This window comes from Pseudomonas sp. C32 (assembly GCF_030417915.1).
In the GTDB taxonomy this organism is placed as follows: domain Bacteria; phylum Pseudomonadota; class Gammaproteobacteria; order Pseudomonadales; family Pseudomonadaceae; genus Aquipseudomonas.
Window position 1 is genome coordinate 288,867 of the sequence record NZ_JAUHUK010000001.1, and the last position, 21,921, is coordinate 310,787.

The following is a 21,921-nucleotide window of genomic DNA, read 5'->3' on the forward strand; positions in this document are numbered from 1 at the left end:
GCATCTCATGATCTGGCCTCCTGAACACCGTTACCGGTGGGCGGGTGGAGGCTGCACTGGCTGACGAGACCAGTGCCGCGAGATCCTGAGTCAGGTGAAGGCAGTGAAGCGATGACCGGGGCATGCCTGACTGTCAGTCAGGTGCAGTCCATTCCGTAGGCTGCGGCACCATCATCTGCATCGCCGTTGCTGGTGACTTCGGTGTTTGTCACGCCGATTGTCACGAGGGGAAATGCCGCAAAGCCTTGTACGAGATGGGCTGCAGCAGCGGTAGGAGCGCCCGTCTCTTTCCGGAAGAAAGAGACGGGCGCAGGTTGGCGCAATGAAATGGCCAAGCGGATAGGTTGCTGCAGGGCAGCTACGAAGGGGTGTGAGTTGCCGCAGTGGGCACTCTGGTAGAAGTAGGCATCCATCACATCGCTGTGACTGTGCGAGCCGCCGGACGCTCATCGCACTTTGGGAGAACCACCACGGTGTGGCGTAGCCTTAAAGGTTCTGGCTACCTGAGTTGCTGTCAACGACAGCGCTTTGCCCGATCTTTTTTACGCCTGTGGATAATTCGGGTCAAGGCTCGAATTATCCGGAGTTCTGCGGCGGTGGGTGAAATTATCCACCGGTGGAAATCAGTAGTTTTCCACAGACAGCTGTATGGGCTTTAGATTTTTTAAGTGAGGTCCATCCAAGCAGGGCGGCTTTGCAGCCCTGTTTGGATGGACCCGCGTGGAAGGCTGGGCTGTGGAGATCTCACCGACTTACCAGTGTTGGAATGCGCCACGGTAGTTTTGCAAGGCGATGATGTTGTCGTCGACCGGGTCGAACTGGTGAGGCGTCACGTGATCACTGAGTCGCCGTTGAGTCTGTCTCGATAGGCAACTTTTGGAGGTGATCATCTTTGTGTGCATGGGATGCTGTTAGAGGCGGTGCAGAAGGGCGTGCGAGGAACTGATTAACGCGAGTATCAAATTGATCGCGAAGGTTGGCTGTAATGCCTTCTTTGAGGGCGTCGAGATAGTCTGCATACCACTGCATCATGATCCGACGTTGCGGCAGGTATAGGGCTTGATTGTACTCGCCAGAGATGCCGCCCTCGACGTGAGCCAGCTGGCTTTCGACATGGTCCTTCAGCCAGCCATGTTCGCGCAGCAGCGTGCTTGCGGTATGACGAGTGCCATGGCTGACGAGTCGTCCTTTATAGCCGATCTTGGCGAACACCAGGTTGATCGTGTTTTCACTGATGACTGGCTGCTTTTCACCATTGCCTGGGAATAGATACCGACTGCGGCCAGTGCTTTGGTTCAGTTTGGTAAGCATGGCGATCAACTGATGAGGTAGAGGGCTGACGTAGTCTCTGCGCATCTTCATGCGGGCGGCCGGGATGGTCCATATCCCTTCCTCAAAATCGATTTCCTCCCATTTTGCGTAGCGAACCATGCCGGGGCGGCTCGCTGTCAGAATTGTCATCCATGATGCAATCCTCGCTGGTAGCCGGCTGGTGGTCTTGCTTAAGGCCCGGAGAAACTCAGGTAGTTCGTGTTCGTGCAGATGTGGGTAGTGTTGAGTGGGCGGTGGGGCTATCGCAATGGCATGGAGTTCGGAGGCTGGATTGTGTTCGCACAGGCCGCGTGCAATGGCTTGACTGAAAATCTGTTTCAGCCAGGTCCGGGTCTTGTCCGCAACATTGAAGGCGCCTCGTTTTTCGATGCAGGCCTGCAGTTTTGCGCAGTCGCTTCGCGTGATGAGCTCCAGTTGCTTCTCGCCGAGAGCGGGCAGTAGATCCTTATCGAGATAGTCGCGGATCTTCTTCAGCGTCGCGCTGCTGCGGCCGGAGTCCGATTTGAATTGGTACCAGTACTCCGCGGCTCGCCTGAAGGTGTTGAGCCCGGCCTCCTGCTGTCGCAGTTTGTCATCGCGGCGTTTGGCGCCGGGGTTGGTGCCTTGCTTGAGTAGGTTGCGGCATTCTGCAGCTCGTTCACGGGCTTCCTGCAAGGAGATATGCGGATACACACCCAGTGACATGCGCGCCGCCCGCCCCTGATAGGTGTACCGGAAGTGCCAATACTTGCTGCCGTTGGGTTTCACCAGCAAGGCAAGACCCGAACTATCACTCAACGTGAACGGTCTGTCGGCAGGCTTGGACGCTTTGATTTGCAAGGCGGTCAATGGCATCGCTGTACACCTCCGGTTCTCGAACTGGAATATGTACAGAAAATGTACCAAAAAGAGGCTGGCTTGCAAGAGATGGGGGTGGAACCCCAGAGACCAAAAAGCCCGCAGTTAGCGGGCTCTAGGGGTGTTACGTAGACGCTGGTAGTCGTCTATGTACTGCAAATGGTGCCCCGAGGGAGACTCGAACTCCCACTCCTTTCGAAAACGGATTTTGAATCCGCCGCGTCTACCAATTCCGCCATCAGGGCAATGGCCGCGGAGTATAGAGATGAGATAACCGCTGGTCAATCAGGTACATGGAGAATTTTTGATATTTCCGCTAGACTTCCCGGCCCTGCTAGACGACACCCCATCATGCGCGTTGCTGACTTTACTTTTGAGCTCCCTGATTCGCTGATCGCCCGCCACCCTTTGGCCGAGCGTCGCAATAGTCGCCTGTTGACCCTGGATGGGGTCAGCGGCGCCCTGGCACACCGTCAATTCACGGATTTGCTGGAGCATTTGCGTCCCGGCGACTTGATGGTGTTCAACAATACCCGGGTGATTCCGGCGCGGCTGTTTGGCCAGAAGGCTTCCGGCGGCAAGCTGGAAATCCTGGTGGAGCGGGTGCTCGACAGTCATCGCGTGCTGGCCCATGTGCGTTCCAGCAAGTCGCCCAAGCCTGGGTCGAAGATCCTCATCGACGGCGGTGGCGAGGCCGAGATGCTGGCGCGCCACGATGCGTTGTTCGAGCTGGGGTTTGCTGAAGAGGTGTTGCCGCTGCTCGACCGCGTCGGGCACATGCCGCTGCCTCCTTATATAGACCGCCCGGATGAAGGCGCCGATCGCGAGCGTTACCAGACCGTCTACGCCGAGCGTTTGGGTGCGGTGGCGGCACCGACGGCGGGGCTGCATTTCGATCAGGTGCTGATGGAGGCGATTGCCGCCAAGGGTGTCGAGACCGCGTTCGTGACCCTGCACGTCGGCGCTGGCACGTTCCAGCCGGTGCGCGTCGAGAAGCTCGAAGACCACCACATGCACAGCGAATGGCTGGAAGTCGGCCAGGACGTGGTGGATGCCGTTGCCGCCTGCCGCGCTCGCGGTGGTCGCGTGGTGGCCGTGGGGACCACCAGCGTGCGTTCCCTGGAAAGCGCCGCCCGCGATGGCGTGCTCAAGCCGTTCAGTGGCGATACCGACATTTTCATCTTCCCGGGCCGGCCGTTTCATGTGGTCGATGCCCTGGTCACCAACTTCCATTTGCCCGAATCCACGCTGTTGATGCTGGTTTCGGCGTTCGCCGGTTATCCCGAGACCATGGCTGCCTACAAGGCCGCGGTCGACAACGGTTACCGCTTTTTCAGTTACGGTGATGCGATGTTCATCACGCGTAATCCTGCGCCGACTGCCCCTAAAGAATCGGGCCCAGAGGAAACTGTATGAGTCGCACCTGTCGTATGTCTTTCGAGCTGCTGGCCACTGATGGCAAGGCTCGTCGCGGTCGTTTGACCTTCCCGCGCGGTACCGTCGAGACCCCGGCCTTCATGCCGGTGGGCACCTACGGCACGGTCAAGGGCATGCTGCCACGGGATATCGAGGCGACTGGCGCTGAAATCATTCTGGGCAACACCTTCCACCTGTGGCTGCGCCCGGGTACGGAAGTGATCAAGAAGCACGGCGACCTGCACGATTTCATGCAGTGGAAAGGCCCGATCCTGACCGACTCCGGCGGTTTCCAGGTGTTCAGCCTGGGCGCCATGCGCAAGATCAAGGAGGAAGGCGTGACCTTCGCTTCCCCGGTCGATGGCGCCAAGGTGTTCATGGGCCCGGAAGAGTCGATGCAGGTCCAGCGTGACCTGGGCTCCGACATCGTGATGATTTTCGACGAATGCACGCCGTACCCGGCTGATGAAGACGTCGCGCGTATTTCCATGGAGTTGTCCCTGCGTTGGGCCAAGCGTTCGAAAGAAGCCCATGGCGAAAACACGGCAGCGCTGTTCGGCATCGTGCAGGGCGGCATGCACCAGGACCTGCGCATGCGCTCCCTGGAAGGCCTCGATCAGATCGGCTTCGACGGTCTGGCCATCGGCGGCCTGTCGGTGGGCGAACCGAAGCACGAAATGATCAAGGTGCTGGATTACCTACCGGGCATGATGCCGGCTGACAAACCTCGTTACCTTATGGGCGTTGGCAAACCGGAAGATCTGGTTGAGGGTGTGCGCCGCGGTGTGGACATGTTCGATTGCGTGATGCCAACCCGTAATGCCCGCAATGGGCATCTGTTCATTGATACCGGCGTGCTGAAGATCCGAAACGCGTTCCATCGCCATGATGATTCGCCGCTCGATCCGACCTGCGATTGCTATACCTGCCAGAACTTCTCCCGCGCTTATCTGCATCACCTGGACAAGTGCGGCGAAATGCTCGGGAGCATGCTCAATACCATCCATAACTTGCGTCATTATCAAGTGCTTATGGCTGGTTTGCGCGAGGCTATTCAACAGGGTACATTGGCCGCCTTTGTCGATGCCTTCTACGCCAAACGCGGGTTACCTGTTCCGCCTTTGGACTGAGTTTACTGACCCCAAGATTCAACATTTGCAACTGGAGTGCTAAATGAGCTTTTTTATCTCTAATGCCATGGCTGACGCCGCTGCACCTGCTGCTGCCGGCCCAATGGGCGGCGGTTTCGAGTGGATTTTCCTGGTCGGTTTCCTGGTCATCTTCTACCTGATGATCTGGCGTCCACAGGCCAAGCGCGCCAAAGAGCAGAAGAATCTGCTGAGCAGCCTGCAGAAAGGCGACGAAGTTGTGACCACCGGCGGCATCGCCGGCAAGATCACTAAAGTTGCAGACGATTTCGTTGTTCTGGAAGTTTCCGACACCGTCGAAATGAAATTCCAGAAAGGCGCCATCGCTGCCACGCTGCCAAAAGGCACGCTGAAAGCGATCTAAGTTTCATCTTCATTTTCAATCGACGGGGCGCGCAAGGCGCCCCGCGTCATAAACGGGCGGCGTGATGCTGAACAAATATCCTCTGTGGAAATACATTCTGATCCTGGCGGTGCTGGCGGTCGGTCTGATTTATTCCGCTCCCAATCTTTATCCTGATGACCCGGCCATTCAGGTCAGCGGTGCAAGCACTGCGCTGCAAGTCAATCAGGCTGATCTGGATCGAGTGAGCGCTGCGCTCAAGGAATCCGGGATCAACGTCAAGGCTGCCACCCTGGCAGAGGGCGGCAAGGGCGGTCTGATTCGCCTGACCAAGGCTGAAGACCAGCTGCCGGCCAAAGACGTCGTGCGCAAGGCATTGGGTGATGACTACGTCGTCGCGCTGAACCTGGCGCAAACCACCCCGCAATGGCTGCGCAACCTCGCTGCGCACCCGATGAAGCTGGGTCTGGACTTGTCCGGTGGTGTGCACTTCCTGCTGGAAGTGGACATGGATAAAGCCCTCGACGCCCGCCTGAAAGTCTACGAAGGCGACGTCAAGAGCCTGCTGCGCAAAGAGAAACTGCGTTATCGCAGCCTGCCGCAACTCGATGGTGCCATTCAGCTGGGCTTCACTGATGAAGCAGCCCGCGAACAGGCCCGTACGCTGATCCGCAAGAGCTTCAACGATTTCGACATTGTTCCGGCCGACCTCAATGGCCAACCGGTACTGCGTCTGGCGATGACCCCGGCCAAGCTGGCGGAAATCCGCGAATACTCCATCAAGCAGAACTTGACCACGGTACGTAACCGCGTCAATGAACTGGGTGTTGCCGAACCGATCGTCCAGCGCCAGGGCGCCAACCGCATCGTGGTTGAGCTGCCGGGCGTGCAGGACACCGCCGAAGCCAAGCGTATCCTCGGCAAGACGGCCAACCTCGAGTTCCGTCTGGCTGCTGAGCCTGGTGCTTCGAAAGCCACTTCCGAGTCTTTCGAGTTCCGTGAGGGCAACCGTCCTCCGGCTCTGATCGAGCGTGGCCTGATCATCACGGGTGACCAGGTCACTGACGCGAAGGCCGGTTTCGGTGAGCAGGGTACGCCGGAAGTGAACATTCGTCTGGACGGTCACGGCGGCGAGCTGATGAACCGTGCGACCCGTTCGAACGTGGGTCGCAGCATGGCGGTGATCTTCATCGAGCAGCGTCCGGTCACCACTTACGTCAAGCAAATGGTCAACGGCGTCGAGAAAGACGTGCCGGTGCAGACGTTCAAGGAAGAGAAAAAGATCATCAGCCTGGCGACCATTCAGTCGCCGCTGGGTGCTCAGTTCCGCATCACTGGCCTGAACGGCCAGGGCGAATCGTCTGAACTGGCACTGCTGCTGCGTGCCGGTGGTCTGGCGGCGCCAATGTACTTCGCTGAAGAGCGCACCATTGGTCCAAGCCTGGGTGCCGACAACATCACCAAAGGCATCGATGCATCGCTGTGGGGCATGCTGTTCGTCTCGCTGTTCATCATGGCCATCTACCGCTTCTTCGGCGTCATCGCCACCGTCGCGCTGGCGGTGAACATGGTGCTGCTGCTGGCCTTGATGTCGCTGCTGGGTGCAACGCTGACCCTGCCGGGTATCGCGGGTATCGTGTTGACCATGGGTATGGCGGTCGACGCCAACGTGCTGATCTTCTCGCGGATTCGTGAAGAGATTGCCGCGGGCATGTCGGTGCAGCGTGCAATCAACGAAGGCTTCGGCCGGGCATTCACCGCGATTCTCGACGCCAACCTGACCACCTTGCTGGTCGGCGGCATCCTCTTTGCCATGGGCACCGGCCCGGTCAAGGGCTTCGCAGTGACCATGTCCCTCGGGATCTTTACCTCGATGTTCACGGCCATCATGGTGACCCGCGCGATGGTCAACCTGATCTTCGGTGGTCGTGACTTCAAGAAGTTGTGGATTTAAGGGGCTGCCATGTTACGTACAATCAACTTCATGGGCGTTCGCAACTTTGCGTTCGGCGTCACATTGTTCCTCACGGTGCTGGCCTTGTTCAGCGTCGCCACCAAGGGCATGAACTGGGGCCTGGACTTCACCGGCGGTACGCTCATCGAGCTGACCTACGAGCGTCCGGCTGACGTCACCAAGGTGCGTGAGCAGCTGGTGAGTGCCGGTTATAACGACGCCATCGTGCAGAACTTCGGTGCAACCACCGATCTGCTGGTGCGTATGCCTGGCGAAGACCCGCAGCTGGGTCACCAGGTGGCCGAGGCCTTGCAGAAGGTGGGTGGCGAGAACCCGGCGACGGTCAAGCGTGTCGAGTTCGTCGGCCCGCAGGTGGGTGAAGAGCTGCGCGACCAGGGCGGCCTCGGCATGCTGATGGCGCTGGGCGGCATCCTGATCTACCTGGCTTTCCGCTTTCAGTGGAAGTTTGCGGTCGGTGCGATCGTGTCCCTGATTCACGACGTGATCGTGACCATCGGTATCCTGTCGTTCTTCCAGATCACCTTCGACTTGACGGTGCTGGCGGCGGTACTGGCGATCATCGGTTACTCGCTCAACGACACCATCGTGGTATTCGACCGGGTTCGTGAGAACTTCCGTGTACTGCGCAAGGCCAGCCTGATCGAGAACATCAACATCTCGACCACGCAAACCCTGCTGCGGACCATGGCGACGTCGATCTCCACGTTGCTGGCGATCGCGGCCCTGTTGTTCTTCGGTGGCGACAACCTGTTCGGCTTCTCCATCGCGCTGTTCATCGGTGTTCTGGCGGGTACTTACTCGTCGATCTACATCGCGAACGTGGTGCTGATCTGGCTGAACCTGAGCACTGAGGATTTGATTCCTGCGGTTAATACCGAGAAGGAAGTCGACGACCGTCCTTGAAGGAAAGTTCTCCTGGCGGTGTAGTCCAAAAAGGCGCGAGTTGAACTCGCGCCTTTTTTTGTGCTCCAAGGCAGGGAGAAGCGCGGACATGTTCCGCATGTGATGGTCAGGAGGTTCATGTGAACAAGTCGATGCTGGTTGGTGCTGTGCTGGGTGCTGTCGGTGTAACTGCCGGGGGTGCTGTCGCCACCTACAGCCTGGTTAAAAGCGGCCCAGAGTACGCACAAGTACTCGCCGTTGAGCCGGTCAAGACACAAATCAAGACTCCACGTGAAGTGTGCAAGGACGTAGCGGTCACCCGGCAAGCGCCGGTGAAAGATCAACACCAGATCGCCGGTACCGTAGTAGGTGCACTTGCGGGTGGTCTGCTGGGTAATCAGATCGGCGGCGGCAGCGGCAAGAAAATTGCCACGGTTGCGGGCGCGGTCGGTGGCGGTTACGCCGGCAACAAGGTTCAGGAGGGCATGCAGGAGCGTGACACCTACACCACGACTCAGACCCGTTGTAATACGGTGAATGACATCAGTGACAAGGTAGTGGGTTACGACGTGCGGTACTCGTTGGAAGGCAAGGAAGGCAAAGTGCGCATGGATCGTGATCCGGGCAACCAGATTCCGGTGGATAAAGAAGGCAAGTTGATCTTGTCGGAGAATCAGACGGCTCATTGATCTGCTGGCACTGGTTAAAAAAGAAGCACCCTGCGGGGTGCTTTTTTTGTGTGCGCAACTTATTGCTGATCTGTAGGAGCCGGCTTGCTGGCGAATGATGCCACACCGTTTGCCTGACGCACCGCTATCGCTGGCAAGCCAGCTCCTACAGGGGGTGGGCATTGCTGGATCTGTAGGAGCCGGCTTGCTGGCGATCTAGGTGTAACAGTCGACATCAATAGTGAATGTCAGATGGAATCGCCAGCAAGCCGGCTCCTACAAAGGGAATCGTGAATTCCAGGCATAAAAAAAGCACCCCGAAGGGTGCTTTTTCTGTCGCTGGACGCTTAGCGCTTCAGCGAGGCTGGGAGGTGCGGCTGGATGGCCGTCAAAACTGCCTTGAAGCACTTGGTGTTACCGGCAACGATGTGGCCTTTTTCAAGGAAGTCGTGACCACCGGTGAAGTCGCTCACCAGGCCGCCGGCTTCTTGAATCAGCAGGGCGCCTGCTGCCATGTCCCACTCGGACAGGCCCGACTCCCAGAACGCGTCGAAACGGCCGGCAGCCACGTAGGCTAGGTCCAGGCTCGCCGAGCCAGCGCGGCGGATGCCGGCGGTTTGGCCAACCAGGGCGCGGAACATGCCCAGGTAGTTGTCGAGGTTGTCCATCTGGTCGTCACGGAACGGGAAGCCGGTACCCAGCAGGGCGCCGTCCAGGCTGGTGCGGCCGCTGACGCGCAGGCGACGACCGTTCAGTTGAGCGCCGCGACCACGGCTGGCGGTGAATTCTTCCTGGCGAACCGGGTCCAGAACAACCGCGTGCTCAAGACGACCGCGGTATTTGCAGGCGATGCTGACAGCGAAATGAGGAATGCCGCGCAGGAAGTTGGTGGTGCCGTCCAGTGGATCGATGATCCACAGGTATTCTTCGCCTTCGATGCCGGTGCCGGCGTGCAGGCCGGTCTCTTCACCGCGGATCGAGTGGTTCGGGTAAGCCTTGCGCAGGGCGTCGATGATTTTCTGTTCAGCGGCGCGATCCACCTCGGATACGTAATCCTTGGCGTCTTTTTCGTCGACCTTGATGGTATCCAGGCGCTCGATGGAGCGGAAGATCAATTCACTGGCGCTGCGGGCGGCGCGCAGCGCGATATTCAGCATGGGCTGCATGGATGTGTCACCTAAGGTTGTTAAAGAAAGCCGAGCATTCTATCAGAAAGTTTCTACAGGAGAAGGACGACGTTCGCTTTCATGGCTTAACGGTAGCGAGCGCTGTAAGATTCCGCTCCCGATTATTGTGTTCGAGAGCGCCTCCCTTGCTGCAAAACATTCGTGTCGTCCTGGTCAATACCAGCCATCCGGGCAATATCGGCGGGGCTGCGCGTGCCATGAAGAACATGGGCCTGTCGCGGCTGGTGCTGGTCGAGCCTCGTCTGTTCCCGCATCACGAGGCCGATGCCCGTGCCTCCGGTGCCGGTGACATCCTTGAAAACGCGCAAGTCGTCGCCACGTTGGAAGATGCGTTGGTCGGCTGCAATCTGGTGCTCGGCACCAGTGCCCGCGACCGTCGCATTCCCTGGCCGTTGCTCGATCCCCGCGAATGCGGCACGAAAGTGGTCGAGGAGGCCGAGCAGGGGGCGGAGATCGCCCTGGTGTTCGGTCGAGAAGATTCCGGCCTGACCAACGAAGAGCTGCAGCGATGTCATTATCACGTGCACATCCCATCAGACCCTGAGTTCAGCTCGCTGAACCTTGGGGCGGCGGTGCAGGTGTTGAGTTATGAAGTGCGCATGTCCTGGCTGGCGGCCCAAGGTCAGCCAAGCAAGGTCGAGAAGGAAGAAGTGGCTTCGGTCAAAAGCGCTGAGCTGGCGACCATGGATGAGCTGGAGCGATTCTATGAGCACCTGGAGCAAACCCTGGTGGCCATCGAATTCCTCGATCCGGAAAAACCGCGGCACTTGATGGCGCGCCTGCGCCGGTTGTACGGACGCAGCTCGGTCAGTCGGGCGGAAATGAATATTTTGCGTGGCATCCTCACGGAAACCCAAAAAGCGGCCCGTGGTGAGCTTCTTAATCGGAAGGATTAATGATGTTTGAGCGTTTGCGTGAAGATATCCAGAGCGTATTCCATCGAGACCCGGCGGCGCGTAACGCTTTTGAAGTCCTGACCTGCTACCCCGGCATGCACGCCATCTGGATTCACCGTTTGTCGGCAATGCTGTGGCGCGCGGACCTGAAATGGCTGGCGCGGCTGGTGTCGAACTTCGGTCGCTGGTTGACCGGGATCGAGATTCATCCGGGTGCGAAAGTCGGTCGTCGCTTCTTCATTGACCATGGCATGGGTATTGTCATCGGTGAGACCGCCGAGATTGGCGACGACGTGACTATCTATCAGGGTGTGACCCTCGGCGGCACCAGCTGGAACAAGGGCAAGCGCCACCCGACCCTGGGCGATGGCGTAGTGGTCGGGGCGGGCGCGAAGGTGCTCGGTCCGTTCACGGTCGGTGCTGGGGCCAAGGTCGGTTCCAATGCGGTCGTGACCAAGGAAGTACCGCCGGGTGCCACGGTGGTGGGTATTCCGGGGCGGATCATCGTCAAGCCCGACGAAGAGCAGGACGCCAAGCGCAAAGCCATGGCCGAGAAAATCGGCTTCGATGCCTACGGCGTGACTGAAGAAATGCCCGACCCGGTGGCGCGTGCCATTGGTCAGCTGCTCGATCACCTGCAGGCGGTCGATGGACGGTTGGAGGGGATGTGCGGGGCGCTGAAGGATCTGGGCAGTAATTACTGTGCGAAAGATCTGCCTGAGCTGCGCGAAGAAGACTTCGCCTGCGTAAAAGACAAAGACGAAAGCAAAGCCGGTTGATGTCACTGTGAGCTGCCGAAGGCTGCGATCTTTTGATCTTAAACGGGCAAGATCAAAAGATCGCGGCCTGCGGCAGCTCCTGCGGGTCGCAATCAGGTAATGGCAGAGCGCTGACCGGTGTGCCATTAAGCCGCAGACCCTGCTATGATGCGCCCGCTCTTTTGCGGGTAATCCTGACTAAAGTACTAGGTCTTATAGTTGACTTAAATACTCGGGAATTGCATACTCGCCCCATTCCGAACTCCGTGGTAATTGTCCATGCGACTGACTACAAAAGGCCGATACGCCGTGACCGCCATGCTCGATCTGGCGTTGCACGCGCAGCACGGGCCCGTGTCCCTGGCCGATATCTCCGAGCGCCAAGGCATCTCCCTGTCCTACCTCGAGCAGCTTTTCGCCAAATTGCGCCGCAGCAATCTGGTGTCCAGCGTCCGGGGTCCAGGCGGCGGTTACCAGCTGTCACGCGACATGCAGGGTATCCAGGTCGCCCAGGTGATCGATGCGGTGAACGAATCGGTCGATGCAACCAAATGCCAGGGCCAGGGTGATTGCCACTCCGGTGACACTTGCCTGACTCACCACTTGTGGTGCGACCTGAGCTTGCAGATTCACGAATTTCTGAGCGGTATCAGCTTGGCTGACCTTGTGACTCGCCGTGAGGTGCAAGAAGTAGCCCAGCGTCAGGACCAGCGCCGTTGCAACAGCAAGGCGCCACGCCTGGACAAGATTGAAGCGTCCGCCGTCGAATGACAGCCGAAGAGCTAGCGGCACGACAGCCAGCCTGATTTAGGAGATAGTCCATGAAATTGCCGATTTACCTTGATTACTCTGCGACCACCCCGGTTGATCCGCGTGTTGCGCAAAAAATGAGTGAATGCCTGCTGGTCGACGGAAACTTCGGTAACCCGGCGTCCCGTTCCCACGTGTTCGGCTGGAAAGCTGAAGAGTCCGTTGAAAACGCCCGTCGTCAGGTCGCCGACCTGGTCAACGCCGATCCGCGTGAAATCGTCTGGACCTCCGGTGCCACCGAGTCCGACAACCTGGCAATCAAGGGTGCGGCGCATTTCTATGCCACCAAAGGCAAGCACCTGATCACCACCAAGATTGAGCACAAGGCTGTCCTCGACACCATGCGCCAACTGGAGCGTGAAGGTTTCGAAGTGACCTACATCGAGCCTCGTACCGATGGCCTGGTGACCCCTGAGATGATCGAAGCCGAACTGCGCGACGACACCATCCTGGTTTCGGTCATGCACGTGAACAACGAAATCGGCACCATCAACGACATTGCAGCGATCGGCGAACTACTCCGCTCCAAGGGCATTCTGTTCCACGTCGACGCCGCTCAGTCCACCGGCAAGGTCGAGATCGACCTGCAGAAGCTGAAAGTCGACATGATGTCGTTCTCCGCCCACAAGACCTACGGTCCTAAAGGCATCGGCGCGCTGTACGTCAGCCGCAAGCCGCGTGTGCGCATCGAGGCGACCATGCACGGCGGCGGTCACGAGCGCGGCATGCGTTCCGGCACCCTGGCCACTCACCAGATCGTAGGCATGGGTGAAGCGTTCCGTGTTGCCAAAGAAGACATGGCGAGCGAGAACGTGCGCATCAAGGCATTGAGCGACCGCTTCTACAAGCAGGTCGAGCACCTGGAAGAGCTGTACGTCAACGGCAGCCTGACCGCCCGCGTTCCGCACAACCTGAACCTGAGCTTCAACTACGTTGAAGGCGAGTCGCTGATCATGGCGCTCAAGGATCTGGCGGTTTCGTCCGGTTCGGCCTGCACCTCTGCGTCCCTGGAGCCTTCGTACGTACTGCGCGCCCTGGGCCGCAACGACGAACTGGCACACAGCTCGATCCGCTTCACCTTCGGCCGCTTCACCACCGAAGAAGAAATCGATTACGCCGCGCAGAAAGTCTGCGAGGCCGTTACCAAGCTGCGCGCTCTGTCGCCGCTGTGGGACATGTACAAAGACGGCGTCGACATCTCGAAGATCGAGTGGGCGGCACACTAAACAAAGAAGCCGCCGGATACAGGTCCTGTAGCAGCGCGGCGGTAAACGCAGCGTAACTACAGGGTCTCAAGAGCGGCCCTGATGAGTGAGGATTTAGAATCATGGCTTACAGCGAAAAGGTCATCGACCACTACGAAAACCCGCGTAACGTCGGCAAGATGGACGCGGAAGATCCTGATGTCGGCACCGGCATGGTCGGCGCTCCGGCGTGCGGCGATGTGATGCGCCTGCAGATCAAGGTCAACGACGCCGGCATCATCGAAGATGCCAAGTTCAAGACCTACGGCTGCGGTTCGGCTATCGCTTCCAGCTCCCTCGCCACCGAGTGGATGAAGGGCAAGACCCTGGACGAAGCAGAAACCATCAAGAACACTCAGCTGGCTGAAGAACTGGCCCTGCCGCCAGTGAAAATTCACTGCTCCGTACTCGCTGAAGACGCTATCAAAGCGGCCGTTCGCGACTACAAGCAGAAGAAAGGCTTGATCTGATTTTTGGCGACGAGTAAGGAGTCACCGATGGCTATCAGCATGACAGAAGCGGCTGCTCGACACGTGCGGCGCTCCCTCGACGGGCGCGGCAAAGGTGAAGGGATTCGTCTGGGTGTTCGCACCACAGGCTGTTCCGGCCTTGCCTACGTGCTGGAGTTTGTCGACGAGGTGGTTGCAGAGGATCAGGTGTTCGAAAGTCACGGCGAAAAAGTGATTATCGACCCGAAAAGCCTGGCCTACCTGGACGGCACCGAGCTCGATTTCGTCAAGGAAGGGTTGAACGAAGGCTTCAAGTTCAACAACCCCAACGTGCGCGGTGAATGTGGCTGCGGCGAAAGCTTCAACATCTGAGGCTTGTCGTGGGTACTCCTTGTCATTTCGCTTTATTTGAGCTGCAACCGAGTTTCGATCTGGATCTCGATCAGCTGGCTACGCGCTACCGTGAGTTGGCGCGCAGTGTTCATCCGGACCGCTTCGCCGACGCTTCCGAGCGTGAGCAGCGGCTGGCGCTGGAGCAATCCGCGAGCCTCAACGAGGCCTATCAGACGCTCAAGAACCCACCCAAGCGCGCGCGTTACCTGCTCGCCTTGAATGGTGGCGAGCTGCCGCTGGAGGTCACGGTGCATGATCCGGAGTTTCTGCTGCAACAGATGGAGTTGCGCGAAGAGCTCGAAGACCTGCAGGACAGCGCAGACTTGAATGGAGTTGCCGTCTTCAAGCGTCGCCTGAAGGCAGCCCAGGATCGGCTGAACCAAAGCTTCTCGGCTTGCTGGAACGATGCCGCGCAACGCGAACAGGCCGAACGCCTGATGCGGCGCATGCAGTTCCTCGACAAGCTCACCTACGAAGTGCGCCAGTTAGAAGAGCGCCTCGACGATTAACCCAGTGCCGCTCCGGTCGCACGCCTGATATACAGATAAGTCCTGATAACGATGGCCCTACTGCAGATCGCCGAACCCGGCCAAAGTCCTCAACCGCACCAGCGTCGTCTGGCTGTGGGGATCGACTTGGGCACTACCAATTCGCTGGTCGCTGCATTGCGCAGTGGTCTTTCCGAGCCTCTTGCCGACGCAGAAGGGCGGGTCATCCTGCCGTCTGCTGTGCGCTACCACGCTGATCGCGTCGAAGTGGGCGAATCCGCCAAGCTGGCTGCCGCTACCGATCCCTTGAATACCGTGCTGTCGGTCAAGCGCTTGATGGGTCGTGGTCTGTCCGACGTCAAGCAATTGGGTGAGCAACTGCCATACCGTTTTGTCGGTGGCGAGTCGCATATGCCGTTCATCGATACGATCCAGGGCCCGAAAAGCCCGGTCGAAGTCTCTGCCGATATCCTCAAGGTCCTGCGTCAACGCGCCGAAGCGACGTTGGGTGGCGAACTTGTGGGTGCGGTCATCACGGTTCCGGCGTATTTCGACGATGCTCAGCGCCAGGCCACCAAGGATGCGGCCAAGCTGGCCGGTCTGAACGTGCTGCGGTTGCTCAATGAGCCGACCGCCGCCGCTGTGGCCTATGGTCTGGATCAACACGCCGAAGGCCTGGTCGCGATTTATGACCTGGGCGGCGGTACTTTCGATATTTCGATTCTGCGCCTGACCGGCGGTGTCTTCGAAGTTCTGGCCACTGGCGGCGACAGCGCCCTGGGCGGCGATGACTTCGACCACGCGATCGCTGGCTGGATCATTGAGAGCGCGGGCCTGTCCGCCGATCTCGATCCGGGCGCGCAGCGTCAACTGCTGCAAACCGCCTGTGCGGCCAAGGAAACGCTGACCAATGCTCCGTCGGTCGAAGTGGCCCACGGCGACTGGAAAGCCGAGCTGACCCGCGAAGCCTTCGATGCGCTGATCGAGCCGATGGTCGCTCGCAGCCTGAAAGCCTGCCGCCGTGCGGTGCGTGATTCCGGTATCGAACTGGAAGACGTACATGCCGTGGTCATGGTCGGTGGTTCGACTCGCGTGCCTCGCGTTCGCGAAGCTGTCGCCGAAGCCTTCGGTCGCCAGCCGCTGACGGAAATCGACCCGGATCAAGTGGTAGCCATTGGTGCTGCGATCCAGGCCGATACCTTGGCCGGCAACAAGCGTGACGGCGGCGAACTGCTGTTGCTCGACGTGATTCCGTTGTCCCTGGGGCTGGAAACCATGGGTGGCTTGATGGAGAAGGTGATTCCGCGCAACACCACCATCCCCGTCGCCCGCGCCCAGGACTTCACCACTTACAAAGACGGCCAGTCGGCCATGGCCATCCACGTATTGCAGGGCGAGCGTGAGCTGATCAGCGACTGTCGCTCGCTGGCTCGCTTCGAGCTGCGCGGTATTCCGGCGATGGTGGCTGGCGCGGCGAAGATTCGCGTGACCTTCCAGGTCGATGCCGATGGTCTGCTCAGCGTTTCCGCCCGCGAACTCGGTTCGGGCGTTGAGGCCAGCATCCAGGTCAAGCCGTCCTACGGTCTGACCGACGGCGAAATCGCCAAAATGCTCAAGGATTCGTTCCAGCACGCCAATGACGACAAGGTTGCCCGCGTGCTGCGTGAGCAGCAGGTCGACGCTCAGCGCCTGATCGAAGCGGTGCAGGCTGCACTTGAGGTCGACGGCGAGCGTTTGCTCGACGCTGAAGAGCGCATGGTCATCGACATGCAGGTGCAGGAACTGGTCGAACTGATGAAAGGTACCGATGGTTACGCCATCGAGCAGCAGACCAAGCGTCTGTCGCAAGTGACCGACGCTTTTGCTGCCCGCCGCATGGATTTGACGGTGAAAGCCGCTCTGTCGGGGCGCAACCTGAATGAAATCGAGGATATCTGATGCCGCAGGTCATTTTTCTGCCCCACGAGAAGTTCTGCCCGGAAGGCATGGTTGTTGAGGCTGAGACGGGTGTTTCCATCCTCGAACTGGCCCATGAGCACCACATCGAGATGGAAAGTGCTTGTGGCGGCGTCTGTGCGTGCACCACTTGTCATTGCATCATTCGTGAGGGTTTCGACTCGCTGGAAGAGGCCGACGAGCTGGAAGAAGACTACCTTGATAAGGCTTGGGGTCTTGAGCGTGAGTCCCGTCTGGGTTGTCAGGCCAGGGTCGGTACCGAAGACCTGACCGTCGAGATTCCGAAGTACTCGCTCAACCACGCAGCCGAAGCACCGCACTGATTCAAGGAATTGTCATGAAACTCAAGTGGACTGATGTGCTGGAAATCGCGATCCAGCTGGCTGAAAGCAAGCCCGACGTGGACCCTATGTCGGTCAACTTCGTCGATCTGCGTAAATGGGTGATGGAACTGCCCGATTTCGACGACATGCCTGAGCATTGTGGCGAAAAGATCCTGGAGGCCATCCAGGCCCACTGGATCGAAGAACGCGACTGAGCCACGCCGCAGGTTAGGCAATACCCGAGAACCCGCGTATAATTCGCGGGTTTAATTTTTCGTAAATTACCGTTTCTGGAGTTACACCATGGCTGTTCAACGTACTTTCTCCATCATCAAGCCTGACGCTGTTGCAAAAAACGTTATCGGCGAGATCACCACTCGTTTCGAAAAAGCTGGCCTGCGCGTTGTAGCTTCGAAACTGAAGCAACTGTCCAAAGCTGAAGCTGAAGGCTTCTACGCTGAGCACAGCGCTCGTGGTTTCTTCGGCGACCTGGTTGCTTTCATGATCTCCGGTCCGGTTGTCGTTCAGGTTCTGGAAGGCGAAAACGCTATCGCTCTGAACCGTGAGCTGATGGGCGCTACCAACCCTAAAGAAGCTGCTGCCGGCACCATCCGCGCTGACTTCGCTGATTCCATCGACGCCAACGCTGTGCACGGTTCGGACTCCGAAGCCGCTGCCGCTCGCGAAATCTCGTACTTCTTCGCAGCTACTGAAGTAACCACTCGCTAAGCATTGGCTTAAGAGTGAAGGTGAATCCATGACTACATCGACTGTAAAAATTAACCTGCTGGGTCTGACTCAGCTGGAAATGGAAAAATTCTTCGACTCAATCGGGGAGAAGCGTTTCCGTGCCGGTCAGGTAATGAAATGGATTCACCACTTTGGCGTCGATGATTTCGATGCCATGACGAACGTCAGCAAGGCCTTGCGCGAAAAGCTCAAGGCTGTTGCTGAGGTCCGTGGTCCGGAAGTGGTCAGCGAGGACATCTCCAGCGACGGCACCCGTAAGTGGGTGGTGCGCGTGGCGTCCGGCAGCTGCGTCGAGACCGTGTACATTCCCCAGGGCAAACGCGGCACCTTGTGCGTTTCGTCCCAGGCAGGCTGTGCCCTGGATTGCAGTTTCTGCTCCACCGGCAAGCAAGGCTTCAACAGCAACCTCACCGCCGCCGAAGTCATCGGTCAGGTGTGGATTGCCAACAAATCCTTTGGCAGCGTCCCGGCAACCGTCGACCGTGCCATCACCAACGTGGTGATGATGGGCATGGGTGAGCCGCTGCTGAACTTCGATAACGTCATTGCGGCCATGCATCTGATGATGGACGACCTGGGCTACGGCATTTCCAAGCGCCGTGTGACCCTGTCGACCTCCGGCGTGGTGCCGATGATCGATGAGCTGTCCAAGCACATCGACGTCTCGCTGGCGTTGTCCCTGCACGCACCGAATGACGCATTGCGTAACCAATTGGTGCCGATCAACAAGAAGTATCCGCTTAAGATGCTGCTCGAGTCGTGCCAGCGCTACATGTCGTCCTTGGGCGAGAAGCGCGTGCTGACCATCGAGTACACCTTGCTCAAGGACGTGAACGACAAGGTCGAGCACGCCGTTGAAATGATCGAGTTGCTCAAGAACATCCCGTGCAAGATCAACCTGATTCCGTTCAACCCGTTCCCGCATTCCGGTTACGAGCGGCCGAGCAACAACGCCATCCGCCGGTTCCAGGATCAGCTTCATCATGCCGGCTTCAACGTCACCGTCCGCACCACCCGTGGTGAAGACATCGACGCGGCGTGTGGCCAACTGGTAGGGCAGGTGCTGGATCGCACCCGTCGCAGCGAACGTTATATCGCCGTGCGTGAACTCAACGCCGAAAACGATATGGCACAAGACGCTGCGAACAAGTAACCAAGAGAGGATCTCTATGTCCCTGCGCTTTGCGCTGCTTTTGCTGTTGGCCAGCCTGTGTGCTGGCTGCGTGCTTTCGGGTGATTACAATCCGATGAAGACCAGCAAGGGCCGTGATGAAGCGCGAGAGGCATACGTGCAGCTGGGTATCGGTTATTTACAGCAAGGCATGACCGAGCGCGCGAAAGTACCCTTGAAGAAAGCGCTGGATCTGGACGACGCAGACCCGGACGCCAACGCGGCGCTGGGTCTGGTGTTCCAGGCCGAGATGGAGCCGGAGCTGGCTGACCAGCATTTTCGCAAGGCGCTGTCTTCCCGTCCCGCCGATGCGCGAATCCTCAACAATTACGGCAGTTTTCTGTTCGAGCAAAAACGTTACAAGGACGCCTACGAGCGCTTTGAACAAGCTGCTGCCGATACCCTGTATCCTGAACGCTCGCGGGTGTTCGAGAACCTGGGCATGACGGCGGCGATGTTGGGGCAGCGTGATTTGGCCCAACAACAGCTGGAAAAAGCACTGCGCTTGAATCGCCAGCAGCCACGCGCATTGCTGGAAATGGCTGAGTTGTCTTACGAAGACAGGCATTATGTGCCCGCGCGTGACTATTACGACCGTTTTAGCCAACTCACCGAGCAAAATGCACGTAGTCTATTGCTCGGCATTCGGCTGGCGAAAGTGTTTGAAGATCGCGACAAGGCCGCCAGCAAGGGCCTGCAACTAAAAAGACTCTATCCCGGTACGCCGGAATATCAGCAATACCTGTCGGAGCAATGATGAAAGCGGCGCATCCCGAAGTTGTAGCAGCGAATCGCGTTAACCCCGGTGAGACTTTGCGCCAGGCCCGCGAAAGCAATGGCTGGTCGCTGGCCGAAGTGGCCCTCAAGCTCAACCTCACCACCACTTCCCTGAGCAATCTGGAAGCCGGCGCCTTCGACAAGCTGCCTGGGCATACCTTTGCTCGCGGCTATATTCGCGCCTATGCCAAGTTGCTCGGCATGGACCAGACCGTTCTGGTCCAGCAATTCGACCAATCCACCGGTACCGATTCCCAGGGCAGCAGCGTCCACAGCCTGGGGCGAATCGAAGAACCGGTCCGTGTTTCCCATACCATTCTGCGAATCGTCAGCCTGCTGTTGCTGATCGCGGTGATTGGCGGTGGTTTTGTCTGGTGGCAGGATCAAACCTCGCTGCGCACCAAGGACCTGATCGGCCTGGCTCCGGAACACGTTGAAGTCGAAGGCGCCGACGGCACCACGCAGATTCATCCGCTGGACGAGCCGGAAGACCAGGCTGTCGCGGAAGGTCAGGCTGAAGGCGAAACGGCTTTGGCGTTGCCACAGGCCGAAACCTCGGACGAAGCGCCAGCTGAAACCCCGGCAGCCGCACCCGCCGCGCCGACTGCGCCGGCACCTGCTGCACCTGCAATTGCACACAACACCGTGCCAGTTCCTGTGACCCCGGCCCCGGCGGCTCCTGCCGTTCCGGCTCCGGTTGTGACGGCCCCAGCTGCACCGGTCGCACCCGCTCCTGTCGCGACTGCTCCTGTTGCCGGTCAGGGCCAGGTTCAAATTCAGTACACGTCCGACTGCTGGACGCAGGTGACCGACGGCAGCGGCAAAGTGCTGTTCAGTGGTCTCAAGCGTAAAGGCGATAACGTTTCTGTCAGCGGCAAGCCGCCGTTTGCTGTACGTCTGGGCTATGCCCGTGGCGCACAGATCAGCTACAACGGCCAGGCGGTTGATGTTGCTCCGTTCACCAGTGGCGAGACTGCTCGCCTGAAGTTGGGTCAATAAGTCATGCACGGCGAATCTCCAATCAAACGTCGCGAATCGCGCAAGATCTGGGTCGGTAACGTACCTGTTGGCGGCGATGCGCCTATCGCTGTGCAGAGCATGACCAACAGCGACACCAACGATGTCGCGGCCACCGTTGCGCAGATCAATCGTCTGGAAGCGGCCGGTGTCGATATCGTGCGGATCTCGGTGCCGGACATGGACGCCGCCGAAGCCTTCGGCAAGATCAAGCAACAGGTCAAGGTGCCCTTGGTTGCCGACATCCACTTCGACTACAGGATCGCATTGCGCGTAGCCGAATTGGGCGTTGACTGCCTGCGCATCAACCCGGGCAACATCGGTCGCGAAGACCGTGTGCGTGCAGTGGTTGATGCGGCCCGTGATCGCGGGATCCCGATTCGCATCGGCGTCAACGCGGGCTCCCTGGAAAAAGACCTGCAAAAGAAATACGGCGAGCCAACCCCGGCCGCGCTGGTCGAGTCGGCCCTGCGTCATGTCGAGCATCTTGAGCGCTTGAATTTCCAGGACTTCAAGGTCAGCGTGAAGGCTTCCGACGTGTTCATGGCCGTCGAAGCCTACCGATTGCTGGCCAAAGAAATTGTCCAGCCGCTGCACCTTGGCATCACTGAAGCCGGTGGTTTGCGTTCTGGTACGGTGAAATCTGCCGTGGGCCTCGGTATGCTGCTCGCCGAGGGGATTGGCGATACTATCCGCATCTCGTTGGCGGCCGACCCGGTCGAGGAAGTGAAAGTCGGCTACGACATTCTCAAGTCCCTGCACCTGCGTTCCCGTGGCATCAACTTCATTGCCTGCCCGAGCTGCTCGCGGCAGAACTTCGATGTGGTCAAGACCATGAACGAGCTGGAAGGGCGCCTCGAAGACCTTTTGGTACCGCTGGATGTTGCGGTCATCGGTTGCGTGGTCAACGGGCCGGGTGAAGCCAAGGAAGCCCATATCGGCTTGACCGGCGGCACGCCGAACCTGATTTACATCGACGGCAAGCCGTCGCAGAAACTGACGAATGACAATCTGGTGGATGAGCTGGAACGCTTGATCCGCCAGAAAGCGGCCGAAAAGGTCGAAGCTGACGCTGCCGTTATCGCGCGCGGCTGAACCTGA

The 21,921-nt window shown here is 58.8% G+C and carries 23 protein-coding genes and 1 tRNA gene; 21 read left to right on the top strand and 3 right to left on the bottom strand.

Annotated elements, in window-relative coordinates:
• Nucleotides 1–837 precede the first annotated feature (837 nt).
• Complete coding sequence (locus QYH43_RS01345) at nucleotides 838–2,166, bottom strand: integrase arm-type DNA-binding domain-containing protein (RefSeq protein ID WP_027605406.1); 1,329 nt, start codon at nucleotides 2,164–2,166, stop codon at nucleotides 838–840.
• 163 nt (nucleotides 2,167–2,329) lie between these two features.
• Nucleotides 2,330–2,414, bottom strand: a tRNA-Leu gene (locus QYH43_RS01350).
• 106 nt (nucleotides 2,415–2,520) lie between these two features.
• Between QYH43_RS01350 and queA the strand changes: the two genes are divergently transcribed.
• The 6 genes from queA (at nucleotide 2,521) to QYH43_RS01380 (ending at nucleotide 8,622) form a co-directional block, all read left to right on the top strand.
• Nucleotides 2,521–3,585 carry a tRNA preQ1(34) S-adenosylmethionine ribosyltransferase-isomerase QueA gene (queA, locus tag QYH43_RS01355; protein ID WP_095151936.1) on the top strand — a complete coding sequence of 355 codons (1,065 nt, stop codon included), beginning with the start codon at nucleotides 2,521–2,523 and terminating at the stop codon, nucleotides 3,583–3,585.
• 14 nt (nucleotides 3,586–3,599) lie between these two features.
• On the top strand, nucleotides 3,600–4,715 hold the full coding sequence (gene tgt / locus QYH43_RS01360) for a tRNA guanosine(34) transglycosylase Tgt (RefSeq protein ID WP_160387208.1): 1,116 nt from the start codon (nucleotides 3,600–3,602) through the stop codon (nucleotides 4,713–4,715).
• A gap of 43 nt (nucleotides 4,716–4,758) precedes the next feature.
• Nucleotides 4,759–5,097, top strand: coding sequence for a preprotein translocase subunit YajC (gene yajC, locus QYH43_RS01365; RefSeq protein ID WP_007916913.1), 339 nt, complete (start codon nucleotides 4,759–4,761; stop codon nucleotides 5,095–5,097).
• Nucleotides 5,098–5,161: 64 nt separating this feature from the next.
• Nucleotides 5,162–7,030: a protein translocase subunit SecD gene (secD, locus tag QYH43_RS01370; RefSeq protein WP_095058580.1), complete on the top strand. Its 1,869-nt coding sequence runs from the start codon at nucleotides 5,162–5,164 to the stop codon at nucleotides 7,028–7,030.
• Between the two features lie 9 nt (nucleotides 7,031–7,039).
• The gene (secF, locus tag QYH43_RS01375) at nucleotides 7,040–7,954 is read left to right on the top strand and encodes a protein translocase subunit SecF (RefSeq protein ID WP_095058581.1); all 915 of its coding nucleotides are present in this window, start codon (nucleotides 7,040–7,042) and stop codon (nucleotides 7,952–7,954) included.
• 119 nt (nucleotides 7,955–8,073) lie between these two features.
• Nucleotides 8,074–8,622: a glycine zipper 2TM domain-containing protein gene (locus tag QYH43_RS01380; protein ID WP_095058582.1), complete on the top strand. Its 549-nt coding sequence runs from the start codon at nucleotides 8,074–8,076 to the stop codon at nucleotides 8,620–8,622.
• 326 nt (nucleotides 8,623–8,948) lie between these two features.
• Here the strand turns inward: QYH43_RS01380 and suhB are convergent, their stop codons facing one another.
• Entirely contained in the window at nucleotides 8,949–9,767 is an 819-nt protein-coding gene (suhB, locus tag QYH43_RS01385) for an inositol-phosphate phosphatase (RefSeq protein ID WP_016984379.1), read from the bottom strand.
• Between the two features lie 146 nt (nucleotides 9,768–9,913).
• On the opposite strand from suhB, the gene trmJ reads away from it, so the two are divergent.
• From trmJ to ispG, 15 genes are all read left to right on the top strand, one after another.
• Nucleotides 9,914–10,684, top strand: a complete 771-nt coding sequence (trmJ, locus tag QYH43_RS01390) for a tRNA (cytosine(32)/uridine(32)-2'-O)-methyltransferase TrmJ (protein ID WP_095151938.1) — start codon at nucleotides 9,914–9,916, stop codon at nucleotides 10,682–10,684.
• Between the two features lie 2 nt (nucleotides 10,685–10,686).
• On the top strand, nucleotides 10,687–11,463 hold the full coding sequence (gene cysE / locus QYH43_RS01395) for a serine O-acetyltransferase (protein ID WP_301155969.1): 777 nt from the start codon (nucleotides 10,687–10,689) through the stop codon (nucleotides 11,461–11,463).
• A gap of 258 nt (nucleotides 11,464–11,721) precedes the next feature.
• The gene (gene iscR / locus QYH43_RS01400) at nucleotides 11,722–12,213 is read left to right on the top strand and encodes a Fe-S cluster assembly transcriptional regulator IscR (RefSeq protein ID WP_003227911.1); all 492 of its coding nucleotides are present in this window, start codon (nucleotides 11,722–11,724) and stop codon (nucleotides 12,211–12,213) included.
• 50 nt (nucleotides 12,214–12,263) lie between these two features.
• Nucleotides 12,264–13,478 carry an IscS subfamily cysteine desulfurase gene (locus QYH43_RS01405; RefSeq protein ID WP_095058585.1) on the top strand — a complete coding sequence of 405 codons (1,215 nt, stop codon included), beginning with the start codon at nucleotides 12,264–12,266 and terminating at the stop codon, nucleotides 13,476–13,478.
• A 101-nt stretch (nucleotides 13,479–13,579) separates the two neighbouring features.
• Nucleotides 13,580–13,966: a Fe-S cluster assembly scaffold IscU gene (gene iscU / locus QYH43_RS01410; protein WP_007974006.1), complete on the top strand. Its 387-nt coding sequence runs from the start codon at nucleotides 13,580–13,582 to the stop codon at nucleotides 13,964–13,966.
• A 27-nt stretch (nucleotides 13,967–13,993) separates the two neighbouring features.
• Complete coding sequence (iscA, locus tag QYH43_RS01415; protein WP_003227904.1) at nucleotides 13,994–14,317, top strand: iron-sulfur cluster assembly protein IscA; 324 nt, start codon at nucleotides 13,994–13,996, stop codon at nucleotides 14,315–14,317.
• 8 nt (nucleotides 14,318–14,325) lie between these two features.
• A complete protein-coding gene (hscB, locus tag QYH43_RS01420; protein WP_095058586.1) occupies nucleotides 14,326–14,847 on the top strand; it encodes a co-chaperone HscB in 522 nt (173 codons plus the stop codon).
• Nucleotides 14,848–14,898: 51 nt separating this feature from the next.
• The gene (gene hscA, locus QYH43_RS01425; RefSeq protein WP_301155991.1) at nucleotides 14,899–16,764 is read left to right on the top strand and encodes a Fe-S protein assembly chaperone HscA; all 1,866 of its coding nucleotides are present in this window, start codon (nucleotides 14,899–14,901) and stop codon (nucleotides 16,762–16,764) included.
• Complete coding sequence (fdx, locus tag QYH43_RS01430; RefSeq protein WP_095058588.1) at nucleotides 16,764–17,105, top strand: ISC system 2Fe-2S type ferredoxin; 342 nt, start codon at nucleotides 16,764–16,766, stop codon at nucleotides 17,103–17,105. Before hscA ends, fdx begins: the two co-directional genes overlap by 1 nt.
• A 14-nt stretch (nucleotides 17,106–17,119) precedes the next feature.
• A complete protein-coding gene (gene iscX, locus QYH43_RS01435) occupies nucleotides 17,120–17,320 on the top strand; it encodes a Fe-S cluster assembly protein IscX (RefSeq protein WP_007973999.1) in 201 nt (66 codons plus the stop codon).
• Between the two features lie 88 nt (nucleotides 17,321–17,408).
• Complete coding sequence (gene ndk / locus QYH43_RS01440; protein ID WP_007916882.1) at nucleotides 17,409–17,834, top strand: nucleoside-diphosphate kinase; 426 nt, start codon at nucleotides 17,409–17,411, stop codon at nucleotides 17,832–17,834.
• 28 nt (nucleotides 17,835–17,862) lie between these two features.
• Complete coding sequence (gene rlmN, locus QYH43_RS01445) at nucleotides 17,863–19,008, top strand: 23S rRNA (adenine(2503)-C(2))-methyltransferase RlmN (RefSeq protein ID WP_095058589.1); 1,146 nt, start codon at nucleotides 17,863–17,865, stop codon at nucleotides 19,006–19,008.
• 16 nt (nucleotides 19,009–19,024) lie between these two features.
• On the top strand, nucleotides 19,025–19,783 hold the full coding sequence (gene pilW, locus QYH43_RS01450; protein ID WP_095151941.1) for a type IV pilus biogenesis/stability protein PilW: 759 nt from the start codon (nucleotides 19,025–19,027) through the stop codon (nucleotides 19,781–19,783).
• Entirely contained in the window at nucleotides 19,783–20,802 is a 1,020-nt protein-coding gene (locus QYH43_RS01455; RefSeq protein ID WP_095058591.1) for a RodZ family helix-turn-helix domain-containing protein, read from the top strand. The genes pilW and QYH43_RS01455 overlap by 1 nt, the downstream gene beginning before the upstream one ends.
• A gap of 3 nt (nucleotides 20,803–20,805) precedes the next feature.
• On the top strand, nucleotides 20,806–21,915 hold the full coding sequence (gene ispG / locus QYH43_RS01460) for a flavodoxin-dependent (E)-4-hydroxy-3-methylbut-2-enyl-diphosphate synthase (protein ID WP_095058592.1): 1,110 nt from the start codon (nucleotides 20,806–20,808) through the stop codon (nucleotides 21,913–21,915).
• Nucleotides 21,916–21,921: the final 6 nt, after the last annotated feature.

What these genes read in the sequence shown, in the direction of transcription:
- iscA (WP_003227904.1), top strand. Translation starts at nt 13,994, where the DNA reads ATGGCTATCAGCATGACAGAAGCGGCTGCTCGACACGTGCGGCGCTCC.
- ispG (WP_095058592.1), top strand. Translation starts at nt 20,806, where the DNA reads ATGCACGGCGAATCTCCAATCAAACGTCGCGAATCGCGCAAGATCTGG.
- iscU (WP_007974006.1), top strand. Translation starts at nt 13,580, where the DNA reads ATGGCTTACAGCGAAAAGGTCATCGACCACTACGAAAACCCGCGTAAC.
- queA (WP_095151936.1), top strand. Translation starts at nt 2,521, where the DNA reads ATGCGCGTTGCTGACTTTACTTTTGAGCTCCCTGATTCGCTGATCGCC.
- secF (WP_095058581.1), top strand. Translation starts at nt 7,040, where the DNA reads ATGTTACGTACAATCAACTTCATGGGCGTTCGCAACTTTGCGTTCGGC.
- fdx (WP_095058588.1), top strand. Translation starts at nt 16,764, where the DNA reads ATGCCGCAGGTCATTTTTCTGCCCCACGAGAAGTTCTGCCCGGAAGGC.
- suhB (WP_016984379.1), bottom strand. Translation starts at nt 9,767, where the DNA reads ATGCAGCCCATGCTGAATATCGCGCTGCGCGCCGCCCGCAGCGCCAGT.
- cysE (WP_301155969.1), top strand. Translation starts at nt 10,687, where the DNA reads ATGTTTGAGCGTTTGCGTGAAGATATCCAGAGCGTATTCCATCGAGAC.
- QYH43_RS01405 (WP_095058585.1), top strand. Translation starts at nt 12,264, where the DNA reads ATGAAATTGCCGATTTACCTTGATTACTCTGCGACCACCCCGGTTGAT.
- rlmN (WP_095058589.1), top strand. Translation starts at nt 17,863, where the DNA reads ATGACTACATCGACTGTAAAAATTAACCTGCTGGGTCTGACTCAGCTG.
- tgt (WP_160387208.1), top strand. Translation starts at nt 3,600, where the DNA reads ATGTCTTTCGAGCTGCTGGCCACTGATGGCAAGGCTCGTCGCGGTCGT.
- pilW (WP_095151941.1), top strand. Translation starts at nt 19,025, where the DNA reads ATGTCCCTGCGCTTTGCGCTGCTTTTGCTGTTGGCCAGCCTGTGTGCT.
- iscX (WP_007973999.1), top strand. Translation starts at nt 17,120, where the DNA reads ATGAAACTCAAGTGGACTGATGTGCTGGAAATCGCGATCCAGCTGGCT.
- secD (WP_095058580.1), top strand. Translation starts at nt 5,162, where the DNA reads ATGCTGAACAAATATCCTCTGTGGAAATACATTCTGATCCTGGCGGTG.
- ndk (WP_007916882.1), top strand. Translation starts at nt 17,409, where the DNA reads ATGGCTGTTCAACGTACTTTCTCCATCATCAAGCCTGACGCTGTTGCA.
- hscA (WP_301155991.1), top strand. Translation starts at nt 14,899, where the DNA reads ATGGCCCTACTGCAGATCGCCGAACCCGGCCAAAGTCCTCAACCGCAC.
- yajC (WP_007916913.1), top strand. Translation starts at nt 4,759, where the DNA reads ATGAGCTTTTTTATCTCTAATGCCATGGCTGACGCCGCTGCACCTGCT.
- QYH43_RS01455 (WP_095058591.1), top strand. Translation starts at nt 19,783, where the DNA reads ATGAAAGCGGCGCATCCCGAAGTTGTAGCAGCGAATCGCGTTAACCCC.
- iscR (WP_003227911.1), top strand. Translation starts at nt 11,722, where the DNA reads ATGCGACTGACTACAAAAGGCCGATACGCCGTGACCGCCATGCTCGAT.
- QYH43_RS01345 (WP_027605406.1), bottom strand. Translation starts at nt 2,166, where the DNA reads ATGCCATTGACCGCCTTGCAAATCAAAGCGTCCAAGCCTGCCGACAGA.